This is a genomic window from Pseudomonas sp. No.117, from assembly GCF_054558395.1.
In genome coordinates this window covers 218,849-237,950 of sequence record NZ_BAAJNP010000004.1, presented here as the reverse complement: position 1 = coordinate 237,950, position 19,102 = coordinate 218,849, and the positions used below count along the sequence as shown (strand labels likewise).

Here is a 19,102-nt window from a genome sequence, read left to right as displayed (position 1 = left end):
ATATAACGTGCGCCTCTTTTGGCCTGCCCCTGCAGTGGTCTTTCCGGCCAGCAGCGGCGTTTCGTTCTCACAAGGACTGTCATGCTTTCATCCCGCATCCTCCGTACGGCCCTGACGGCTTCCGCCCTGGCGACCCTGGTCGCCTTCCATCCCCCGCTTTCCGCTGCCGAGGAACGCGTCTTCGACGTGGTGGGTCCCTTCGAGATCGGCGGGCTGGATCCGTCCATCTCAGGCCTGGTCTTCCAGCGGATGCAGGTCACCGAGACCCTTCTCGACGTCGATGCCCAGGGCCGGCCGGTGCCCGGGTTGGCTGAGCGCTGGACGGAGTCGGCGGATGGTCGGACCTGGCGCCTGGTCATTCGCCAGGGGGTGAAATTCCACGACGACAGCGAGCTCAGCGCGGCCGCGGTGGCGGCGTCCCTGAACGCGGCGCGCGGCAAGCCCGGCGTGCTCAAGCAGGCTGGCATAGAGTCGGTCACCGCGTCCGGCAACGAGGTGGTGATTCAGCTCGCGAAGCCGTTCAAGCCGCTGCTGGCGCTGCTGGCCCATTCGTCCACCAATATCCTGGCGCCCGGCGCCTACGATGCCGACGGCAAGGTACAGAAGATCCTGGGCACCGGACCCTACCGCCTGACCTTGCTGGAGCCGCCGCAGCGGCTGGCCGCCGAGCGCTTCACCGGTTACTGGGGCGCCCCGCCGCAGATCGCCAAGACCACCTACCTGGCGGCAGGTCGCGGCGAGACGCGGACCCTGATGGCGGAAAGCGGCGACGCGGAATTGGTGTTCCAGATCGATCCGCCGAGCATCGCCCGCCTCAAGCGCTCCAGCAGCCTCAAGGTACTGATCGAGCCGATCCCGCGGGTGGTGTTGCTGACGCCCAATTCCGGCGTGGGTGCCACCGCGCCGGTAGAGGTGCGCCAGGCGCTCAGCCTGGCCATCCAGCGCGAGGGCGTGGCCGCGGCGGTACTGCGGGCGCCGGGAACCGGGGCTACCCAGTTGTTCGCCAAAAATGTCCCCGCCTGGCATGACCCGCAGCTGGCGCCCCTGGCCTACGACCCCGCGGCAGCGCGCGCGCTGCTGGCCAAGCAGGGCTGGACCCCAGGCGCCGACGGGATCCTGGAAAAGGACGGCAAACCGCTCAAGCTCAAGCTGCTGACCTATTCCGATCGTCCCGAATTGCCATTGATCGCCACCGCGCTGCAAGCGCAGCTGCGCGAGGTGGGGGTAGCTGTCGAGGTGGCCGTGGAGAACTCCAGCGCCATCCCGGCAGCCTACAAGGACGGCACGTTGCAGCTCGCCCTCTACGGCCGCAATTTCGCCCTGGTACCCGATCCCCTGGTCACCTTGCTCAACGATTTCGCCAAGGGTGGGGCCGAATGGGGGCCGCTGGGCTGGAAGAACGCCGCTTTCGATCAGGCGCTGGATGCGCTGCTGGCCAGCGATGACCCGGCCGAACAGCAGCGCCAGCGTTACGCTGCCATGGCCCAGGTCCAGCAGGAGCTGCCGGTCATCCCGGTGGCCTGGTACCGCCAGACCCTGGCCGTCTCGGATGCCGTCGAAGGGGCCAGCATAGATCCCTTCGAGCGCACCTTCGGCCTCAGCAAGATGCGGTGGGCCCAATGACGCGCCTGCTCGCCTTCCGCCTGCTGCAGGCAGGCCTGGTCGCCCTGCTGGTAGGCGGCCTCACCTTCCTGTTCATGAGCCTGCTACCGGGGGACGCCGCCTACCGCATTGCGGCCGGACGCTATGGCTACGATCTGGTGGATACCGCGGCCGCCGAAGCGGTGCGCGCCGAGCTCAACCTCGATCAGCCGCTGTTCTGGCGCCTGCTGGCCTGGATCGGCGATCTCCTGACCCTGGACCTCGGTCGCTCGCTGGTATCCGACAAGCCGGTAGTGGAGGTGGTCGCCCATGAGCTGGGCAGCTCCATCCGTCTGGCGGTCGGCGCCGTCGCGGTATCCCTGCTGCTCGGCCCACCGCTGGGCGTTGTGGCTGGCCTGCGTCCTGGCAGCCTGCTGGATCGCGGTCTGCTGGTGCTGACCACCGCGATCCGGGCGTTGCCGCAATTCGTCCTCGGCGTGCTCTTCGTGCTGCTCTTCGCCATCGCCTGGAACCTGCTGCCGGCGGCGGGGCACGGCACCTTCTGGCACAGCGTGCTGCCGACGCTGACCCTGGCCCTGGGCCTGGCTGCCGTGTCCTCGCGGGTAGCCCGGGATGCGACGGTCGAGGTGGCGGCCTCCGCCTACTACGCCTTCGGTCGGCTCAAGGGCCTGAGGGGGGGCGGGGTATTCCTGCGCCACGGCCTGCGCAATATCGGTGTGCCGGTGGTGACCTACCTCGGGGTGCAGCTGGTGTACCTGATCGAGGGCGTGGTGGTGGTGGAGACGCTATTCGCCTGGCCGGGCATCGGCCACGGGCTGGTGCATGCCATCGTCCAGCGTGACGTGCCCATGGTGCAGGGCACGGCCCTGGCGATGGGCCTGCTGTTCGTGATCCTCAATACCCTCGTCGATCTCGCCAACCACCTGATCGACCCGCGCGGGAGAAACGCATGAATCTGGAAAGTACCGTCGCCCTGGCGGCGCCGCCGGCGCGTGCTCCGGCGCGTTGGCTGGGCCTGGGCCTGTTGGCCTCCCTGGTCGCCTTCGCCGTGCTCACGCCGCTGCTGTGGCCGGGCGATATCGCGCGCCAGGATTATCTGGCGATCCTGGCGGTGCCGAGCGAGGCCTATCCCCTGGGTACCGACCACCTGGGGCGGGACATGCTCGCGCGACTGGCGGTGGCCGTTCGCTTCTCCCTGGGGCTGGCCTTCATCAGCGTCTGCACCGCCGCGCTGCCAGGGGTGCTGCTGGGCATCCTGGCGGCCTGGAAGGGTGGACTGGTCGACAAGCTGCTGGGCGGTCTGGCCGAGCTGTTCCTGGCGCTGCCGGGCTTGCTACTGGTGCTGCTGATCGTCGCCGTATTTCCCGGCTCCTTCGTCGCCCTTTACAGCGCCGTCGCCCTGGTGCTGTGGGTGGAGTACTTCCGCATGACCCGCGCGCTGTCCCGTACCGTGCTGGCGTCGCCCGCCGTGGCCGCCAGCCAGCTGCTGGGTTTCGGTCCGGCCTACATCATCCGCCGGCACCTCTGGCCGCAACTGGCGCCGGTCCTGCTGACCATCGCCGCCTTCGGCGCCGCCTCGACCATCATGGCCATCGCCGCACTCGGCTTCGTCAGCATCGGCGTCCGGCCACCCACCGCCGAACTGGGGCTGATGATCACCGAATTGCTGCCGTATCACGCCGAGGCGCCCTTCGTCATCGCCCTGCCGATCCTCGCGATCTTCATCACCGTGCTGTCGCTGATGCTCATCACCGGAGGGCGCAAGCCATGACCACGTCGCTCACTACCACGGCGCTGGAGATCCGTACCGCCGAGACGCAACTCGTGGAGCCGCTGTCCATTTCCCTGGCGCCTGGTCAGGTGCTGTCGATCATCGGCGAAACCGGCTCCGGCAAGAGCCTCTTCGCCCAGGGGGTGGTCGGCAACCTGCCGGCCGGACTCCAGGCCGTCGGCCAGATCGGCCTGCCGGACGGCTTCAGCGAGGAAGGCCGCCAGGCGGGCCGACGGCAGCACTGGGGCAGGGGGCTCGCGGTCCTGCCCCAGGAGCCCTGGCTGAGCCTGGACCCGACCATGAAGGCGCTCGCCCAGGTAACCGAGACCTACACCCAGGTGGTCGGGCTTTCCACTGCGCAAGCCCGGGAGCAGGCCTCGGCGGACCTGGCACGGCTCGGTCTGGCGGGTGCCGAGCGCAAGTACCCGTTCCAGCTGTCGGGCGGCATGGCGCAGCGCCTGGCCTTTGCCGCGACCCATGCGGGCGGCTCGCCGGTACTGATCGCCGATGAACCCACCAAGGGCCTGGATCGCGACCGGATCGACGAGGTCATCGAGCTGCTCCAAGCGATGCTGGCCGACGGTGGCAGCCTGCTGATCATCACCCACGACCTGGAGGTCGCCCGGCGGCTGGGTGGCGAGGTGATGATCATGCTCAAGGGACGGGTGATCGAGTCCGGCCCGGCGGCACAGGTCCTCGACCAGCCCCAGCATGCTTATACCCGCCAATTGCTGGCTGCCGATCCCGCGCAGTGGCCGAAGCGCCCGACGCGAATCCTCGCCGACGAGGCGGTGGTGGCGGTCGAGGATCTCGGTGCCCGGCGCGGTGGCAAGCAGCTGTTCGAGGGCCTGTCCTTCTCGGTCAGGGCTGGCGAGATCCTCGGGGTGACCGGGCCTTCCGGCTGTGGCAAGTCGACCCTCGGCGATATGCTCCTGGGGCTGGCCGATCCCAGCGCCGGGGCCATCCGCCGTCGCTCGGGCCTGAGTCGGTTCGCCTTCCAGAAGCTGCATCAGGACCCGGTGGCCGCCTTCGCGCCCTCGGTGACGCTTCGCCAGCTGCTGGCGGATCTGGTCCGGCTGCACCGCCTGGACGCTGCGCGGATCGGCCGCCTGATGCAGCGCCTGCGCCTGGACGAGCGGCTGCTGGACCGGCTGCCGGGCAATATCTCCGGCGGCGAACTGCAGCGCTTCTCCCTGTTGCGCGTGCTGCTGCTCGATCCTGCGCTGATCTTCGCCGACGAACCCAGTTCGCGGCTGGATCTCATCACCCAGAAGGAAATGATCGAGTTGCTGGTCGAGACCGCCGAAGCCTTCGGCACGGCGATCCTGCTGGTCAGCCACGACGAGGCCCTGGTCGATGCGGTGGCCGATCGGCGTATCCATCTGGCCACCAGCACCCCAACAGCGACGGCGTTGGCGCCCGCTGCAGGGGAGCTTCGTCCATTGGCGCCATCCCTGAGCTGAGATCTTGGCCCGCGTGGCATGCGCGGGCCCCTGACGAGGCGTGTCACCAAGGCGGCGCAGGGGCTTCCTTGCCTTCCTGCGCGCCTGTTTCAACCCATCGAATGGCCTACCACAGGCAGAGGACTTCATGGATAGCTCGCACTATCAACAAGGAATGGCACCTACCGGGCGTCAGCAGAAGCGAGGCGCCCTCATCGCGCCTCTGGCGCTGGGTATGCTGGGCGGCTGTGCGCTGCTGGGAGGTGGCCAGGACGCTGCGGCCGAGGGCTTCCTGGAAGACAGCAAGCTCACCCTGACATTGCGCAATTACTATTTCGGCAGCGACCGCCGCAATGGCCGAGCGGACCAGAAGGACTGGACCCAGGGCTTCCTGCTGGACTACCAGTCCGGGTTTACCCAAGGCACCGTTGGCTTGGGTGTCGATAGCTTCGGCTATCTGGGCCTCAAGCTCGATGGCGGTCCCGGGCGGCGCGGTACCGGCAACCTGCCGGTCCATGCCGGCAACGAACCCGCCGACGACTACTCCCGTGCCGGCGCAGCGGCCAAGCTACGCCTGGGCAAGACGGTGGTGCGCTATGGCCAGCAACTGCCCACGGCGCCGGTGTTCGCCATCAGCACCAGCCGGCTGTTGCCCCAGAGTGCGACCGGTTGGAGCCTTTTAAGTACCGATGTGCCTGACCTGGCCCTGGAGGCCGGTCACTTCACGGCCGGTACCGATCAGGTCAGCACCAACCGCGATGGCGACCTCTGGGCCGGCTACGCCCGGCGGCGTGCCGACCATGTCGACTTCGCCGGGGGCAAATACAGCCTGGCCAAGGGCGTTAGCCTGTCGCTCTATGCCGCCCAGCTCGACGACATCTGGAACCAGTACTACGGCAACTTCAACCTGGTACAGCCGCTCTCCGCAACCCAGGCACTGACCTTCGACGCCAATCTCTACCGCACCCTGGACACGGGCGCGGCCAAGGCCGGCGCCATCGACAATATCTCCTACAGTCTGGCGGCCGCCTACAGCCACGGCGCCCAGACCTTCACCCTCGGCTGGCAACGCATCGACGGCGATACGCCCTTCGACTATATCGGCTTCGGCGATAACAACCGTGTGGGTGGCGGCCTGTTCCTCGGCAATGCCTCGATGTTCTCGGACTTCAACGCACCGGGAGAGCGTTCCTGGCAGGCGCGCTACGACCTCAACTTCAAGACACTGGGCGTGCCGGGCCTGAGCTTCATGACCCGCTACATCAAGGGCACCGACATCGACGGCAGCCAGCTACCGGCGACCAGTGCCTATCGTGGCCTCTATGGCGCCGACGACCAGGAGCGTGAGCTCAACGTGGAGGGTCGCTACACGGTGCAGTCCGGTTCGGCGAAGGGCCTGTCGATCAGGGTCCGCCAGGCCTGGCATCGCGGCTCGCTGTCCACGGGTGGCTCGGTCGACCAGCTGCGGCTGATCCTCGACTATCCGTTGCGCCTATTGTGAGGCTGGCCATGGGTGAGCATCCCGGCCAGGTTAGGGCGTAGGGGCAAGTTGGCGCCACGCGAGGCTGGGCGAGGCGTCCAGCCTCGCCAGCGGCTCGGCGGCTCTGGAGCGGGCGGCCGGTGATGCAGCGGTGATCGTTGCGCTGCTTCGCATTCGGTTACAGCACCTGCGTTCGAGGGCGGAGAACGAATCGGCGCTTGGCCTGCCTAAACAGTGTCCAATCAACCTGGAGTCCTACCATGAACGCAAAGAAAACCGCCGCCTTGATGTTCGCTGGCCTGATCGCCGTCAGTGGTGCCGCTTTCGCTACCGAGACCGCCGGCAATCCGCCGAAGGCCAACAGCGCTGGCATGGGTACCCCGGCGGGTCAGAAGACCGGTGAGGGTGCAGGCGCCGCTACCGGTGCCGGCAAGACCACCATCAATGAGCAAGGCCAGAAGCAACAGCAGTAAGGACTATGGGTCGTCGGCTCTGGCTGGCGGCCCGTTGCCTTTTTCTCAGAGTGGAACTTTATCGGCATCTCCTGTCCAAGGGAGCCGAACGCGTGGCTACAGGGGTTAGATGGTGAGTGCGGAAACTGGCAAGGTGGTCCTGGTAGTCGAGGATGAACCGCAGATCTTGATGATCCTGGCGGATTACCTTTCCGAACTCGGCTACACCGTCCTGCAGGCCCCTTCATCGCTGGAAGCCTTCAGCATCCTGGCCGGCCGGCCGCGTCTCGACCTGTTGATCACCGATTTCCGCCTGCCCGATGGGGTGTCCGGCGTCATGATCGCCGAGCCCGCCCTCAAGCTGCGTCCCGATCTCAAGGTGCTGTTCATCAGTGGCTACCCGGCGGAGATCATCGACACCGGATCGCCGTTGCTGGGCAAGGTCCCGCTGTTAACCAAGCCGTTTTCCCTCGAACGCCTGCACTTGCAGGTGCAAAAACTCCTCGGCGCCTGACAGGCGCTCATAGATCGTTTTTCCGCTTGGGCAGTCTATTGATCAGGCGCGACCAGTCCGGTCGCCGCAGGTTGGGAGACTTCGCCGTCCATGGCCATCAAGCATTTCACTCATCACGAAGCGATCTCGTCCGCCGTTCCGGCTGAACAGGGATTCGAAGCCGTCATTGCCGTCAAGGCGCGCCGGGAAGATGCCCATCCGACCTTTCACAAGGTCGCTATCGAACGTCATTTCGATCTAGCTTCCGAGGCGGAAGAGGCGGCGGATGCGGCGCTCAATCGCGTGACCGAGATCGGCGATGACGATGAACTCCTTTGGGATGAGCAGGCCGTCTGATGAATCGAGACCAAGGAAAGGCCGAAGAACCTCGACAGGGTCAGGAGTCGGGTCCGGATGATCCGGAACTGACTCGCGAGGAAGAGGAGAACGTCGACGAGAATCAGTTGCCCCGGGCGGTGGTACTGCACGAGATCATCCGCACCCAGGGTGATCACGAACTCGAACGGACCCTTGCAGCGCTGTTCTGGTCGGCACTGGCAGCGGGCTTGACCATGGGGCTGTCGCTGATGGCCATGGGGCTGCTCAACGCCAACCTGCCGGAAGGCGGCTACAGCAAGGTCATCGCCAGCTTCGGCTACTCGGCCGGCTTCTTGGCGGTGATCCTGGCGCGCCAGCAGCTCTTCACCGAGAACACCCTGACGGCGGTGCTGCCGGTGATGAGCGAGCCCACGCTGCATAATTTCGGGCGCCTGGCGCGGTTGTGGGGGGTGGTGCTGGTGGGCAATCTCATAGGGACCATCCTGGTTGCCTACGTGATCCTGCATCTGCCGCTGTTCGATGCCAAGACCGATGCCAAATTCCTCGAGATCGGCACCCATGTCATGGAGAACGATGCCTCGGCGATGTTCGCCAAGGGCATAGTGTCCGGCTGGATGATCGCCACCATGGTCTGGATGCTGCCCTCGGCGGAAAGCGCCAAGATCTGGATCATCGTGCTGGTCACCTACCTGATGGCCCTGGGTGACTTCACCCACATCGTGGTGGGCAGCCTGGAGGTGGCCTATCTGGTGTTCGCTGGCGAGGCGAGCTGGAGCGATTTCTGGCTGACCTTCGCCGGGCCGACCCTGGCGGGCAACATCGTCGGGGGCAGCCTGATCTTCGCCCTGATCAGTCACGCCCAGGTACGCAGCGACAGCTGAAAGCAGAAGGGCCGGCAATTGCCGGCCCTTCACAGTGATCAGGCAGTTGCCGCCATCACTCGTCGTCGTTCAGCTGACCCATGGCGGTGGTGTTGAAGCCGCCGTCGACATAGAGGATCTCGCCGCTGATGCCCGACGCCAGGTCGGAGCAGAGGAAGGCGCCGGCGTTGCCGACTTCATCGATGGTCACGTTGCGACGCAGGGGCGTCTGGCGCTCGTTGGCGGCCAGCATCTTGCGGAAGCTCTTGATGCCGGAGGCGGCCAGGGTGCGGATGGGGCCGGCGGACACGGCGTTGACGCGGGTGCCTTCCGGGCCGAGGCTACCGGCCAGGTAGCGCACGCCGGCCTCGAGACTGGCCTTGGCCATGCCCATGACGTTGTAGTTGGGCATGGTGCGCTCGGCACCCAGGTAGGACAGGGTCAGCAGGCTGCCGTTACGGCCGCGCATCATTTCCCGACCGGCCTTGGCCAGGGCGACGAAGCTGTAGGCGCTGATGTCGTGGGCGATCTTGAAGCCGTCGCGGGTGGTCACGGCGGTGAAGTCGCCGTCCAGCTGGTCGCCAGGGGCGAAGCCGACCGAGTGGACGATGCAATCCAGGCCGTCCCACTTCTTCGCCAGCTCGGCGAAGACGGCTTCGATCTGGGCGTCGTCGGCGACGTCGCAAGGGAAGCACAGCTCGGGACCGGAGCCCCAGCCGGCGGCGAATTCCTCGACGCGGCCCTTGAGCTTCTCGTTCTGGTAGGTGAAGGCCAGTTCAGCGCCCTCGCGATGCATGGCGGCGGCGATGCCGGAGGCGATGGACAGCTTGCTGGCGACACCGACGATGAGAACGCGCTTACCGGCGAGAAATCCCATGGTTTTTTCCTCTTCTGTGTTGAATCCCCGGCCACAGCCAGAGGGCTGGGTCCCGGGTTGGGCAGGGCTCTGCGCAGGTCAGAGCGAGATCTGGCCTGGTCCCCTCGGGGGCCAGGCACGGGTGGGGCGGTAAGGTAGCAGGTCGATACCCGCGACAAAAGCGCTGGATGAGCGCTGCGGTGAGCGGTCGCGGCTCAGTTGAGGAACAGGGTCAGGGTCTGGCCGGGCGTCAGGGCCGAGGCGACGCGGGGATTCCAGTCCTGCAAGGCCTGGACGCCAATGTTGTAGCGCTTGGCGATCTGGTAGAGCGAATCACCGGCCTTCACCCGATAGTAGGTGGGGGCGCTCTTGCTGGCCTTGCCGCTCGCCTTGGCGGTCTTCACGGTAAAGGACGCGGGGATCGCCGCGGCGGTCTCGATCGCACTGCCGTTGCCGTGCAGCTTGAGGGTCTCACCGACCTTGAGGCCGCGCTTGCCGAGGTCGTTCCAGCGCTTCAGATCACCCAGTTCCACGTCGTTGGCGCGGGCGATGGACCAGAGGCTATCGCCAGTCCTGACCTTGTAGGTGCGGACCACCGGCTCTTCGGCCACGGCGATGGTCTCGAGCGGTGTCGTGGTGTTACCGGTCTCGCGGCGCGGGATCAGCAGTTCACGCCCCGCGGCCAGGCGGCTGCCGCTGCTGAGCTTGTTCAGCGCGGTGAGCTGCTCGACGCTCACGCGATTGCGCTTGGCGACGCTGCGCAGGGTATCGCCACGCCGGACCCTGTACTCCTGCCACTGCACCACCGCGTCGGAGGCGATGGTGGGCAGGGTGGCCATGAGGCGCTTGGCCTTTTCCGCCGGTACCAGCAGGTGCTTGGGTCCGTCCATGGCCACCCGCTGGGTGTAGGCCGGATTCAGCCGGTAGAGTTCGTTGGCATCCAGGTCCGCCAGCTCCGCGACCCGGGTCAGGTCCAGCTGCTGCTTGATGTCCACCACCTCGAAGTAGGGCTCGTCGGGAATGGATTCCAGGGCGAGGCCATAGGCGCCGGGGTTGCGCACGATCTGGGAGACGGCGAGCAGCTTGGGGACGTAATCCTGGGTCTCGGGTGGCAGCGAGGACAGGTTCCAGTAGTCGGTGGGCAGGCCGAGCGACTGATTGCGCTCGATCGCCCGGCTGACCGTGCCTTCACCGGCGTTGTAGGCAGCCAGGGCCAGCAGCCAGTCACCGCCGAACATGTCGTGCAGCTTGCTCAGGTAGTCCAGGGCGGCGTTGGTGGAGGCGGTGATGTCGCGCCGACCGTCGTAGAAGCGGGTCTGGCGCAGGTTAAAGTACTTGCCGGTGGTGGGAATGAACTGCCACAGGCCGGACGCGGCGCTGCGGGAGAGGGCATTGGGATTGAAGGAGCTTTCCACCACCGGCAGCAGCGCCAGCTCCAGGGGCATGTTGCGCTCTTCCAGGCGCTCGACGATGTAGTGCAGGTAGGGCGCGCCGCGGCTGCAGGACTGGGAGAGCGCCGCGTCGTGACTCGCGTACCATAGACGCTGGCGATCGATGCGCGGGTTGGTGCCGTTGTCGCCCGCGCCCTGCAATTGGTAGCCGTCCCTGACCCGATCCCAGATATCGCCGCTGGTGGCCGCTGCCGCGGGGGCCTTGCGCAGCCATTCCGGCGGCCGCTGGATCTTGTTGGGCGCCATTTCCAGATCGGCCTGATAGGCGCGATCCACCGGTTGCTGATTGCTCTGGCAGCCGGCGAGGAAGAGGGCGAGGCACAGCGCCGAGACTTTGAAAGAGGTGGCCAGCACGTCTGTTTCGCGGGTTTTCGGCGGCGCTGGCGGCATGGGTCTGGGCTTTCCGGGATCTGGAGGATGGGCGATTCTAGGAACCGCATCCTGGGGGGTCAAGGAACAACCCACAGGCCTGTGACCGGGACGACGGCCGGAAACGCGATGCGGCAGCCGCCCGGAGGGCCTTCGTCAATGCATGTCAGAACGTGTCCTTCCAGGCTCTTAAGGCGGCGAAGAAGGTATCCTCCGACGCATCCGCGGCCACCCCGCGCTCATCCTGCAGGCGCTGTCGGACACTGGCTTCGGCGGTCCGCAGGAAGGGATTGAAGGTGCGCTCGCGAGCCAGGCGGGTGGGCAGGGTGGGGCGGTTGGCCTCACGCAGGCGACGGGTTTCCTCCAGGGCTGCCTGGACCGCCGGATTGGCGGGTTCGACGGCCTGGGCGAAGCGCAGGTTGCTCTGGGTGTATTCGTGGCCACAGTAGATCGCGGTGGCATCCGGCAGGCTCGCCAGCCGCTGCAGCGAGGCCAGCATCTGGCTCGGCGTGCCTTCGAACAGGCGCCCGCAACCGGCCGAGAACAGGGTATCGCCGCTGAACAGCAGGGGATGTTCGCCGGCCAGGTAGTAGGCGATGTGGCCGGCGGTATGGCCCGGTACCCGCAGCACCTCGAAGGTGGCGCCGAGGACCTCCAGGCGATCGCCGTCCTGCAGGGCCAGGTCGACCTCGGCGATGCGCTCGTCGGCCGGTGCGGCGACCCGGGCGCCGCTACGCTGCTTGAGTGCGGCGATGCCGCCGGTATGGTCGTTATGATGGTGGGTGATGAGGATGTCGGTCAGGCGCCAGTCCGGATGGGCGTCGAGCCAGGCCAGTACGGGGGCCGCATCGCCCGGGTCGACCACGACCGCCTGTCTCGTCGCGGCGTCCTTGAGCAGCCAGATGTAGTTATCGTTGAAAGCGGGCAGGGGCAGGATGTCGAACATGGGTACGCTCTCTGGTGGGACGACAGGTCCCTAGGGTAGCAAGTCAGTGGCAGGGCAATAGCTTCGGCTTCCGCAACAGAGGACCAGACGATGCACGATGAATTCTCCGCCCAGGTCGACCCGCGCTGGCTGAAGCTCATGAGCTCCGCTCGCGAGTGGCTGGCGGGGCCGCTCGGCCAGCTGTTGCTGGAGCAGGAACGGGTGCTGATCGACGAGGAGCTCAAGCGGCACTTCGGCAGCTATCTCGTCCATTACGGCCCGCATCCCGAGTCGCCGGCCAACTGTGGCCAGCTGCGCCACTCGGTACGCATAGGTCCGCCCCTGGGCGATGTCGATATCGTCTGCGAGGAAGGCGCCTGGCCGCTGGGCGAGCATGCCGCCGACGTGGTGCTGTTGCAGCACGGCCTGGATTTCTCGCTGGCACCCCATCGACTCCTCCGGGAAGCGGCGTTGAGCGTGCGGCCCGGTGGCCATCTGGTGGTGGTGGGGATCAATCCCTGGAGCCTGTGGGGCGTGCGTCACTACCTGGCCCGGGATGCGCTGCGCAAGGCGCGCTGTTTCGGCGCCAGCCGGGTAGGGGACTGGTTGTCGGTGCTGGGCTTCGCGCTGGAGAAACGTCGCTTCGGGTGTTATCGTCCGCCGCTTTCATCCCCCAAGTGGCAGCAGCGCCTGGCCTGGATGGAGCAGGGCGAACCCGAACCCCCTTGCGAGCAGGCAGCGGGCGCGGGCTTCTACCTGCTGTCGGCGCGCAAGCTGATGTTCGGCCTGCGCCCCGTGCCTCAGGCGCGCAAGGAACCGCGTGGCAAGCTGGTGCCCATGCCGGTGGCCAAGATCAGCCGCCGCGAATCGAGTGAATCCAATGAGTGACGACATCGTCGAGGTCTTTACCGACGGCGCCTGCAAGGGCAATCCCGGTCCGGGTGGCTGGGGCGCCTTGCTGAAGTTCAAGGGTGCGGAGCGCGAGCTCTGGGGTGGTGAAGCCAACACCACCAACAATCGCATGGAGCTGATGGCGGCCATCCAGGCGCTGGCGGCGCTCAAGCGCCCCTGCCAGATCCGCCTGACCACCGACTCCGAATACGTGATGAAGGGCATCACCCAGTGGCTGGTGAACTGGAAGAAGCGCGGCTGGCAGACCGCCGCGCGGCAACCGGTCAAGAACGCCGAGTTGTGGCAGGCCCTGGACGAACAGGTTCAGCGCCATCAGGTCGAGTGGCGCTGGGTGCGCGGCCATACCGGCCACCCCGAGAACGAGCGGGCCGACCAGTTGGCCAACCGCGGTGTCGATGAGGTCCGGCAGGCCAAGCAGGCCGCCAAGGCGTAACAGCCAAGAGGTTAGCGATGAGATACGTAGTTCTGGATACCGAAACCACCGGCATGCCGGTGACCGATGGCCACCGCATCATCGAGATCGGCGGGGTGGAGGTCATTGGCCGGCGGCTGACCGGGCGACATTTCCATGTCTATCTCAACCCGGATCGGCAGATCGACGAGGGCGCCATCGCGGTCCACGGCATCACCGATGAATACGTGGCGGACAAACCGCGCTTCGCCGAGATCGCCGACAGCTTCTTCGAATTCATCGAAGGCGCCGAACTGGTCATCCACAACGCGCCCTTCGACGTGGGCTTCATCAACATGGAGTTCGCCCGGCTGGGTAGCCACCCCGAGCGGGCCGACATCGCCCAGCATTGTTCGGTGCTCGATACCCTGGTCATGGCGCGCGGTCGACATCCCGGCCAGCGCAACAGCCTGGATGCCCTGTGCAAGCGCTATGGCGTAGACAACTCCAACCGCGAACTGCACGGCGCCCTCCTGGACGCCGAGATCCTCGCCGACGTCTACCTGGCCATGACCGGTGGCCAGACCAGCCTGTCCCTGGCGGCCCATGGCCAGGAAGGCAATGGCGATGGCGACTACATCATGCCGATCCGGCGACTCCCGGCCGAACGCCCGCGTACACGGGTGATCACGGCCACCCCGGCGGACCTCGACGCCCATGCCGCCCGTATGGCGGCCATCGAGAAGAGCTGTGGCAAGACGCCGCTCTGGCTCGCGGGCAGCAGTGCCGAATAACGGCGCCCTCCCGGCGCGGTACGCCAGGCCTCGCCCGAGACCGGCGTTCGCGTTCGTCCGAATAAGCTGAAAGGCTTCACAATTTTCAGCTACCGTTCAACAAGGATGCTGCAGGCTGGTCATTTGAGCCCGCATGAAGCCTCACATTTCGAAGCGCGCGGAACTTTCAGGGTTCTGGGGTTTCATATGACGATTCGGAATGATCGCTTCGCTTTTGTGGATGTACAGGTATAGCGTTCCAGAGCGGTGGTTCCAGTGAGCACTCGTCGCACCCTGACGAGTGAGCGTTGGATGAATGGCGTGGCCCGGTCAGGACGACGCGGGTATCCAGGCTCCATCAGGAATAGCAAGCCTTTCTTCCCGTTTTAGAGTGGCGTTTGCGAGGTTGTAATGGCGCAGGAGGCGTAAGGCACCATGGTGACCGGAGCGAGAGCTTTGAGCTTGGTTCGTGAACAGCTGTTCGCGACCATCGAGGAAGCAGAGTCCCATCTTGAACGATTCATCGTCGAACGGCACTGCAGCAGCCTGTTGCAGCGGGCCGTCGAGAGCATCGGCCAGATCCGTGGCGCCCTGACGCTCATCGAGCTTTCAGGTGCCCAGCTGTTGGCGCACGAGACGCTGCAGATTGCCAATGACATTCCCGCCGGGGCGGGCGCCGAGCATGACGAGCACCTCATGGCCATCTGCCGGGGGCTGCATGTCCTGCGTCGCTATCTGGAGCAGTTGCGCAGCGGCCAGGACGAGATGCCCGAGCTGCTGCTGCCGGCCATCAATGCCCTGCGCCTGGCGGGCGGTGAGCCGGAACTCCCGGAAAGCTACTTTTTCAGCGTACGCCTCGATCAACGCCCGGCAGTCACCGAGGTGACCCGGCTGGCAGCGCGTGAGCGCCAGGCCCAGGCGCGCAGAATGCGGCAGATGTACCAGATCGGCTTGTTGGGTTTCCTGCGCGATGTCAAGGGCACGGCCAGCCTCAAGCTGATGGCGCGGGCGCTGGAGCGATCCGCCGCCCTGCTGCACGATCACGTCGGCGGTTACCTGCCCTGGGTGGCCGCGGCCACCGCCGAGGGGTTCGCCCAGGGCCGCCTGACCGCTACCCGCGAGCGCAAGCAGCTGTTTGCCCGCGTCGATCGCGAGCTGCGCCAGATGCTCGGCAACGAGCTGCACGAGCCGGCCCGCAGCACCCTCAAGGAACTGCTCTATCTGCTGGCATTGGCCGGCGTCGACAGCACCCATCCGCGACAGGTCATGGATGCCTACGGCATCGAGCGCCTCGGCTTCACCGACGCCCAGCTCGAAGCCGGCAAGAAGCGCCTGGCCGGCCCGGGACAGGCGGTGATGCACTCGCTGTCCGCCGCCATCCGCGAAGAGCTGGATACGGTGAAGGACCTCATCGATCTCATCGAAGGCGAGCTGCGTACCAGCAGTGAAGAGCGCCGGGTGCCGTTCTCGGATAATTTCTCCCGGCTGTACGTTCAGGTCGGCCTGCTGGGCAAGACGCTGGAGATGGTGGGCCAGGAAAGCGCCGGCCAGATCCTGCAGCAGTGCCTGCCGAGTGTTTCCCAGCTGAAGGACCGCAGCCTGGTGCTCGAGGACCTCGCGCCCCTGGCCGATGCCCTGTTGCTGGTGGAAAGCCTGATCGCCCATCCCGAGGGCCAGGGCTCGCTGATGGACGTCCCGCTGGAAGCCCAGGACGTGCAGGGAAGCGTGGCCAATTACCAACTGGGCGAGGCCCAGGCCTTGCTGCATCGGGAAGCCTATCGCGGCCTGACCGATGCCAAGCGCGCCATAGGCGCCTTCCTTGACTCTCGCGGCGATACCCTGCACCTGGCGACCGTGCCGGCGCTGCTCGATACCGTGCGTGGAGCCCTGTTCTTCCTCGGTAATCCGCGGGCGGCCGAACTGGTGCGCGCCTGCACCGGCTACATCCAGCGCTGTCTCATCGAAGGTGGCCAGGCGTGCGAGCCCGCGACGCTCGAGATGCTGGCGGATGCGCTCAGCAGCATCGAGTTCTTCGTCGAAAGCGGCGGCACCGAGAGCCAGGACGGTACGCCGGAGATTCTCGACATCGCGGCGCAAAGCATTCGTGCCCTGGGCTGGACGTCGGCCGCGGCATGATCGAGTGGCAGGCCGGCTGGTTCCAGACCAGCGCGACACCGGCCGGTTGGCTGGTGGTACATAGCGGTCAGGCCTTCCTGACCGCGGGTGCCGAGGTACTCTTCGCCGTGGACGACCCTAGGCTGCAGGGCCTCGAGGGCGAGCGCCATGGCCTGGGGCAGTGGCAGGGTCAGGCCGTCACCCTGCTGGAGCTGGACGCACCGGTCGAACTCCTAGGCTGCACCTGGCAATCCTTGCGGCCCCTGATGCTGCAATCACCCCATGCGCTGTTCAAGCTACTGGGTTACGCCAACCAGATCGGCACCTGGGGGCGCCAGCATCGCTTCTGCGGGCAATGCGGCACCCGTACCTTCGCCCTCGACGGCCAGCGCGGCCTTAAATGCCCGCAGTGCCACCTCACCCAGTATCCCCGACTGTCGCCGAGCATGATCGCCCTGGTCACCCGCGGCGATGAGGTCCTGCTGGCGCGCTCGCCGCGCTTCGCCCCTGGCGTCTTCAGTACGCTGGCCGGTTTCGTGGAGCCGGGCGAGTCGGCGGAAGCCTGCGTGCATCGGGAAATCCTGGAGGAGGTGGGGGTCACGGTCACCAACCTGCGCTACCAGGGCAGCCAGAACTGGCCCTATCCCCATTCCCTGATGCTGGGCTATCACGTCGATTACGCAGCCGGTGACATCCGTTGCCAGCCGGACGAGATCGAAGACGCCCGCTGGTTTCACATGGAACGGCTGCCGACCCTGCCGCCGCCGTTCTCCATCTCCCGCTACCTGATCGACCTCTATCGAGCCCAACGGCTAGGCGGCGCTGAACCAGTGCTGCCAGATTAGCTTGACGGTCAGCGCCAGTACGACGCAGATGAATACCGGCCGGATGAACTTGGCGCCGCCGGCGATGGCGCTGCGCGCGCCGAGGTAGGCACCCAGGGTCAGCGACAGGCCCATGGTCAGGCCCAGCACCCAGAGCACCTGGCCGAGCAGGATGAACATGACCAGGGCGACGCCGTTGCTGACGAAATTCATGGTACGGGCCACACCGCTGGCCTTGAGCAGGTCCAGGGGGTAGAGCAGCAGGCTGCTGACCGTCCAGAAGGCCCCGGTACCGGGACCGAAGATGCCGTCGTACATGCCCAGGGTCACGCCCTGGGGCCACTGGCGCCGCTGCGGGACGGGGGCATCGCTGAGGACCGGCGCCTTCGGCGTGCCTCCGAACAGCAGATAGAGGGCGCAGCTGAACACCACGACCGGCAGCAGCTGGTTGAGGAAGTCCGCGGACAGGTGGTGGGCCACCAGGGCACCCACGCCGGCGCCGATGGCCGTGGCGACCAGCGCATGGCGCCATTGGCGGGGCTGGAAGAGCTTGCGGCGGTAGAAGGTGTAGGCGGCGGTGGCGCTACCGAAGGTGGAACTGAGCTTGTTGGTGCCTATCGCCAGGTGCGGTGGCACCCCCGCCATCAGCAGTGCGGGCACCGTCAGCAGGCCACCGCCGCCGGCGATGGCATCGATGTAACCCGCGAGGAAGGCGACCCCAGCGAGCAGCGTCAGGGTCATGGGATCCAGGGTGAATTCGAACATGCGGAGGAGCGCCAGGTGGGACGGGGGCGCCATCATGCATCAGACGCGCGACCGTCACCACCGGTCGGCGAGGTCCGTCAGTCGATGGCGGGGAAGGGCAGGCCGACGTAGTTCTCCGCCAAGGTGGTGCGACCCGCTCTGGAATCGAGCAGGGCCTGCAGTTCGGCATCCTGGACCCGCTGGGTGAAGGGATCGGTATCCGGAAACCGGTGCAGGGCGGTGGTCATCCACCAGGAAAAGCGCACCGCGGCCCAGATCCGCTTCAGGCACAGCGCCGAATAGCGTTCCAGGCAGCTGGGGTCGCCAGTGCGGTAGGCGCGCTCCAGCAGCAGATGCAGGTTGCGCACGTCCCCGAGCGCCAGGTTCAAGCCCTTGGCCCCGGTGGGCGGCACGATATGGGCGGCATCGCCGACCAGGAACAGGCGGCCGTACTGCATGGGCTCGACCACGTAGCTGCGCAGCGGAGCGATGCTCTTTTCCAGGGACGGACCAGTCACCAGGCGGGCGGCCGTCTCCGCCGGCAAACGGGCCTTGAGTTCGTCCCAGAAGCGCTCGTCCGACCAATTCTCCACTGCGTCACCCGCTTCCACCTGCAGGTAGTAGCGGCTGCGGGTCGCGGATCTCATGCTGCAGAGGGCGAAACCGCGGGGATGGTTGACATAGATGAGTTCGTCGCTGGCAGGGGGTGTATCGCTCAGCAGTCCCAACCAGCCGAAGGGGTAGACCCGCTCGTATTCGGTGAGCACCCCTTCCGGAATGGTGCGGCGGGAGACGCCGTGGAAGCCGTCGCAGCCGGCGATGTAGTCGCAGTCGATCCGCACCGGCTCGCCGGCGACTTGGCAGGTGACGTAGGGACGCTCACCCTTGACCTCGTGGGGCTGGACCTCGCTGGCGAGATAGAGCGTGGTGGCGCCGCTGGCCTTGCGAGCGGCCATGAGGTCGCGGGTCACCTCGGTCTGGCCGTAGACGGTGACACAGCGTCCGCCGAGCAGGTCATTGAGGTCGAGGCGCTCGCGTTGGCCGTGGAGGGCGAATTCCACACCCTCGTGGACCTGGCCTTCGCGCTCCAGGCGCTCGCTGGCACCAGCCTGGCGCAGCAGGTCGACGGTGCCCTGCTCGAGCACACCGGCGCGGATGCGGCCGAGCACGTGGTCCGCGCTCTGGCGTTCGAGGATGACGTTGTCGATGCCGGAGCGGGTGAGCAGTTGACCCAGTAGCAGGCCGGAAGGGCCGGCGCCGATGATGACGACTTGGGTGTGCATGGAGCCTGTCCTCTTGTTGG

The 19,102-nt window shown here is 66.5% G+C and carries 19 protein-coding genes; 14 read left to right on the top strand and 5 right to left on the bottom strand.

Annotation, left to right across the window (positions count from 1 at the left end; all coding sequences use genetic code 11):
• Nucleotides 1-81 precede the first annotated feature (81 nt).
• The 9 genes from ACYJP6_RS10955 (at nt 82) to ACYJP6_RS10915 (ending at nt 8,460) form a co-directional block, all read left to right on the top strand.
• Nucleotides 82-1,623: an ABC transporter substrate-binding protein gene (locus ACYJP6_RS10955; RefSeq protein WP_459475005.1), complete on the top strand. Its 1,542-nt coding sequence runs from the start codon at nt 82-84 to the stop codon at nt 1,621-1,623.
• On the top strand, nt 1,620-2,555 hold the full coding sequence (locus ACYJP6_RS10950) for an ABC transporter permease (RefSeq protein WP_459475004.1): 936 nt from the start codon (nt 1,620-1,622) through the stop codon (nt 2,553-2,555). Before ACYJP6_RS10955 ends, ACYJP6_RS10950 begins: the two co-directional genes overlap by 4 nt.
• Nucleotides 2,552-3,373: an ABC transporter permease gene (locus ACYJP6_RS10945; RefSeq protein ID WP_459475003.1), complete on the top strand. Its 822-nt coding sequence runs from the start codon at nt 2,552-2,554 to the stop codon at nt 3,371-3,373. Before ACYJP6_RS10950 ends, ACYJP6_RS10945 begins: the two co-directional genes overlap by 4 nt.
• Nucleotides 3,370-4,836 carry an ABC transporter ATP-binding protein gene (locus ACYJP6_RS10940; protein WP_459475002.1) on the top strand — a complete coding sequence of 489 codons (1,467 nt, stop codon included), beginning with the start codon at nt 3,370-3,372 and terminating at the stop codon, nt 4,834-4,836. The genes ACYJP6_RS10945 and ACYJP6_RS10940 overlap by 4 nt, the downstream gene beginning before the upstream one ends.
• 154 nt (nt 4,837-4,990) lie before the next feature.
• The gene (locus tag ACYJP6_RS10935) at nt 4,991-6,316 is read left to right on the top strand and encodes an OprD family porin (protein WP_459475356.1); all 1,326 of its coding nucleotides are present in this window, start codon (nt 4,991-4,993) and stop codon (nt 6,314-6,316) included.
• 239 nt (nt 6,317-6,555) lie between these two features.
• Complete coding sequence (locus ACYJP6_RS10930) at nt 6,556-6,768, top strand: hypothetical protein (RefSeq protein ID WP_459475001.1); 213 nt, start codon at nt 6,556-6,558, stop codon at nt 6,766-6,768.
• 109 nt (nt 6,769-6,877) lie between these two features.
• Entirely contained in the window at nt 6,878-7,261 is a 384-nt protein-coding gene (locus tag ACYJP6_RS10925) for a response regulator (RefSeq protein ID WP_459475000.1), read from the top strand.
• A gap of 90 nt (nt 7,262-7,351) precedes the next feature.
• Nucleotides 7,352-7,597: a hypothetical protein gene (locus tag ACYJP6_RS10920; protein WP_459474999.1), complete on the top strand. Its 246-nt coding sequence runs from the start codon at nt 7,352-7,354 to the stop codon at nt 7,595-7,597.
• Entirely contained in the window at nt 7,597-8,460 is an 864-nt protein-coding gene (locus ACYJP6_RS10915; RefSeq protein ID WP_459474998.1) for a formate/nitrite transporter family protein, read from the top strand. The genes ACYJP6_RS10920 and ACYJP6_RS10915 overlap by 1 nt, the downstream gene beginning before the upstream one ends.
• 55 nt (nt 8,461-8,515) lie before the next feature.
• On the opposite strand, the gene fabI is transcribed toward ACYJP6_RS10915, so the two are convergent.
• The 3 genes from fabI to gloB all read right to left on the bottom strand — a co-directional run bounded on the left by fabI (nt 8,516) and on the right by gloB (nt 12,061).
• Nucleotides 8,516-9,316: an enoyl-ACP reductase FabI gene (fabI, locus tag ACYJP6_RS10910; RefSeq protein ID WP_459474997.1), complete on the bottom strand. Its 801-nt coding sequence runs from the start codon at nt 9,314-9,316 to the stop codon at nt 8,516-8,518.
• 194 nt (nt 9,317-9,510) lie between these two features.
• A complete protein-coding gene (locus ACYJP6_RS10905) occupies nt 9,511-11,136 on the bottom strand; it encodes a lytic transglycosylase domain-containing protein (protein WP_459474996.1) in 1,626 nt (541 codons plus the stop codon).
• Between the two features lie 145 nt (nt 11,137-11,281).
• A complete protein-coding gene (gene gloB / locus ACYJP6_RS10900) occupies nt 11,282-12,061 on the bottom strand; it encodes a hydroxyacylglutathione hydrolase (protein WP_459474995.1) in 780 nt (259 codons plus the stop codon).
• Nucleotides 12,062-12,151: 90 nt separating this feature from the next.
• On the opposite strand from gloB, the gene ACYJP6_RS10895 reads away from it, so the two are divergent.
• From ACYJP6_RS10895 to nudC, 5 genes are all read left to right on the top strand, one after another.
• Entirely contained in the window at nt 12,152-12,928 is a 777-nt protein-coding gene (locus ACYJP6_RS10895; protein WP_145002890.1) for a methyltransferase domain-containing protein, read from the top strand.
• Nucleotides 12,921-13,385, top strand: coding sequence for a ribonuclease HI (gene rnhA, locus ACYJP6_RS10890; protein ID WP_007161713.1), 465 nt, complete (start codon nt 12,921-12,923; stop codon nt 13,383-13,385). Before ACYJP6_RS10895 ends, rnhA begins: the two co-directional genes overlap by 8 nt.
• Nucleotides 13,386-13,402: 17 nt before the next feature.
• Nucleotides 13,403-14,137: a DNA polymerase III subunit epsilon gene (gene dnaQ / locus ACYJP6_RS10885; RefSeq protein ID WP_459474994.1), complete on the top strand. Its 735-nt coding sequence runs from the start codon at nt 13,403-13,405 to the stop codon at nt 14,135-14,137.
• 414 nt (nt 14,138-14,551) lie between these two features.
• The gene (locus ACYJP6_RS10880) at nt 14,552-16,252 is read left to right on the top strand and encodes a ferrous iron transporter B (RefSeq protein WP_459474993.1); all 1,701 of its coding nucleotides are present in this window, start codon (nt 14,552-14,554) and stop codon (nt 16,250-16,252) included.
• Nucleotides 16,249-17,076, top strand: coding sequence for an NAD(+) diphosphatase (gene nudC, locus ACYJP6_RS10875; protein WP_459474992.1), 828 nt, complete (start codon nt 16,249-16,251; stop codon nt 17,074-17,076). Before ACYJP6_RS10880 ends, nudC begins: the two co-directional genes overlap by 4 nt.
• On the opposite strand, the gene ACYJP6_RS10870 is transcribed toward nudC, so the two are convergent.
• Both ACYJP6_RS10870 and pobA read right to left on the bottom strand, forming a co-directional pair.
• A complete protein-coding gene (locus ACYJP6_RS10870; RefSeq protein ID WP_459474991.1) occupies nt 17,044-17,820 on the bottom strand; it encodes a TSUP family transporter in 777 nt (258 codons plus the stop codon). The two genes, nudC and ACYJP6_RS10870, sit on opposite strands and share 33 nt — an antisense overlap.
• Before the next feature lie 77 nt (nt 17,821-17,897).
• Nucleotides 17,898-19,082, bottom strand: coding sequence for a 4-hydroxybenzoate 3-monooxygenase (pobA, locus tag ACYJP6_RS10865; RefSeq protein WP_459474990.1), 1,185 nt, complete (start codon nt 19,080-19,082; stop codon nt 17,898-17,900).
• Between the last annotated feature and the right edge of the window lie 20 nt (nt 19,083-19,102).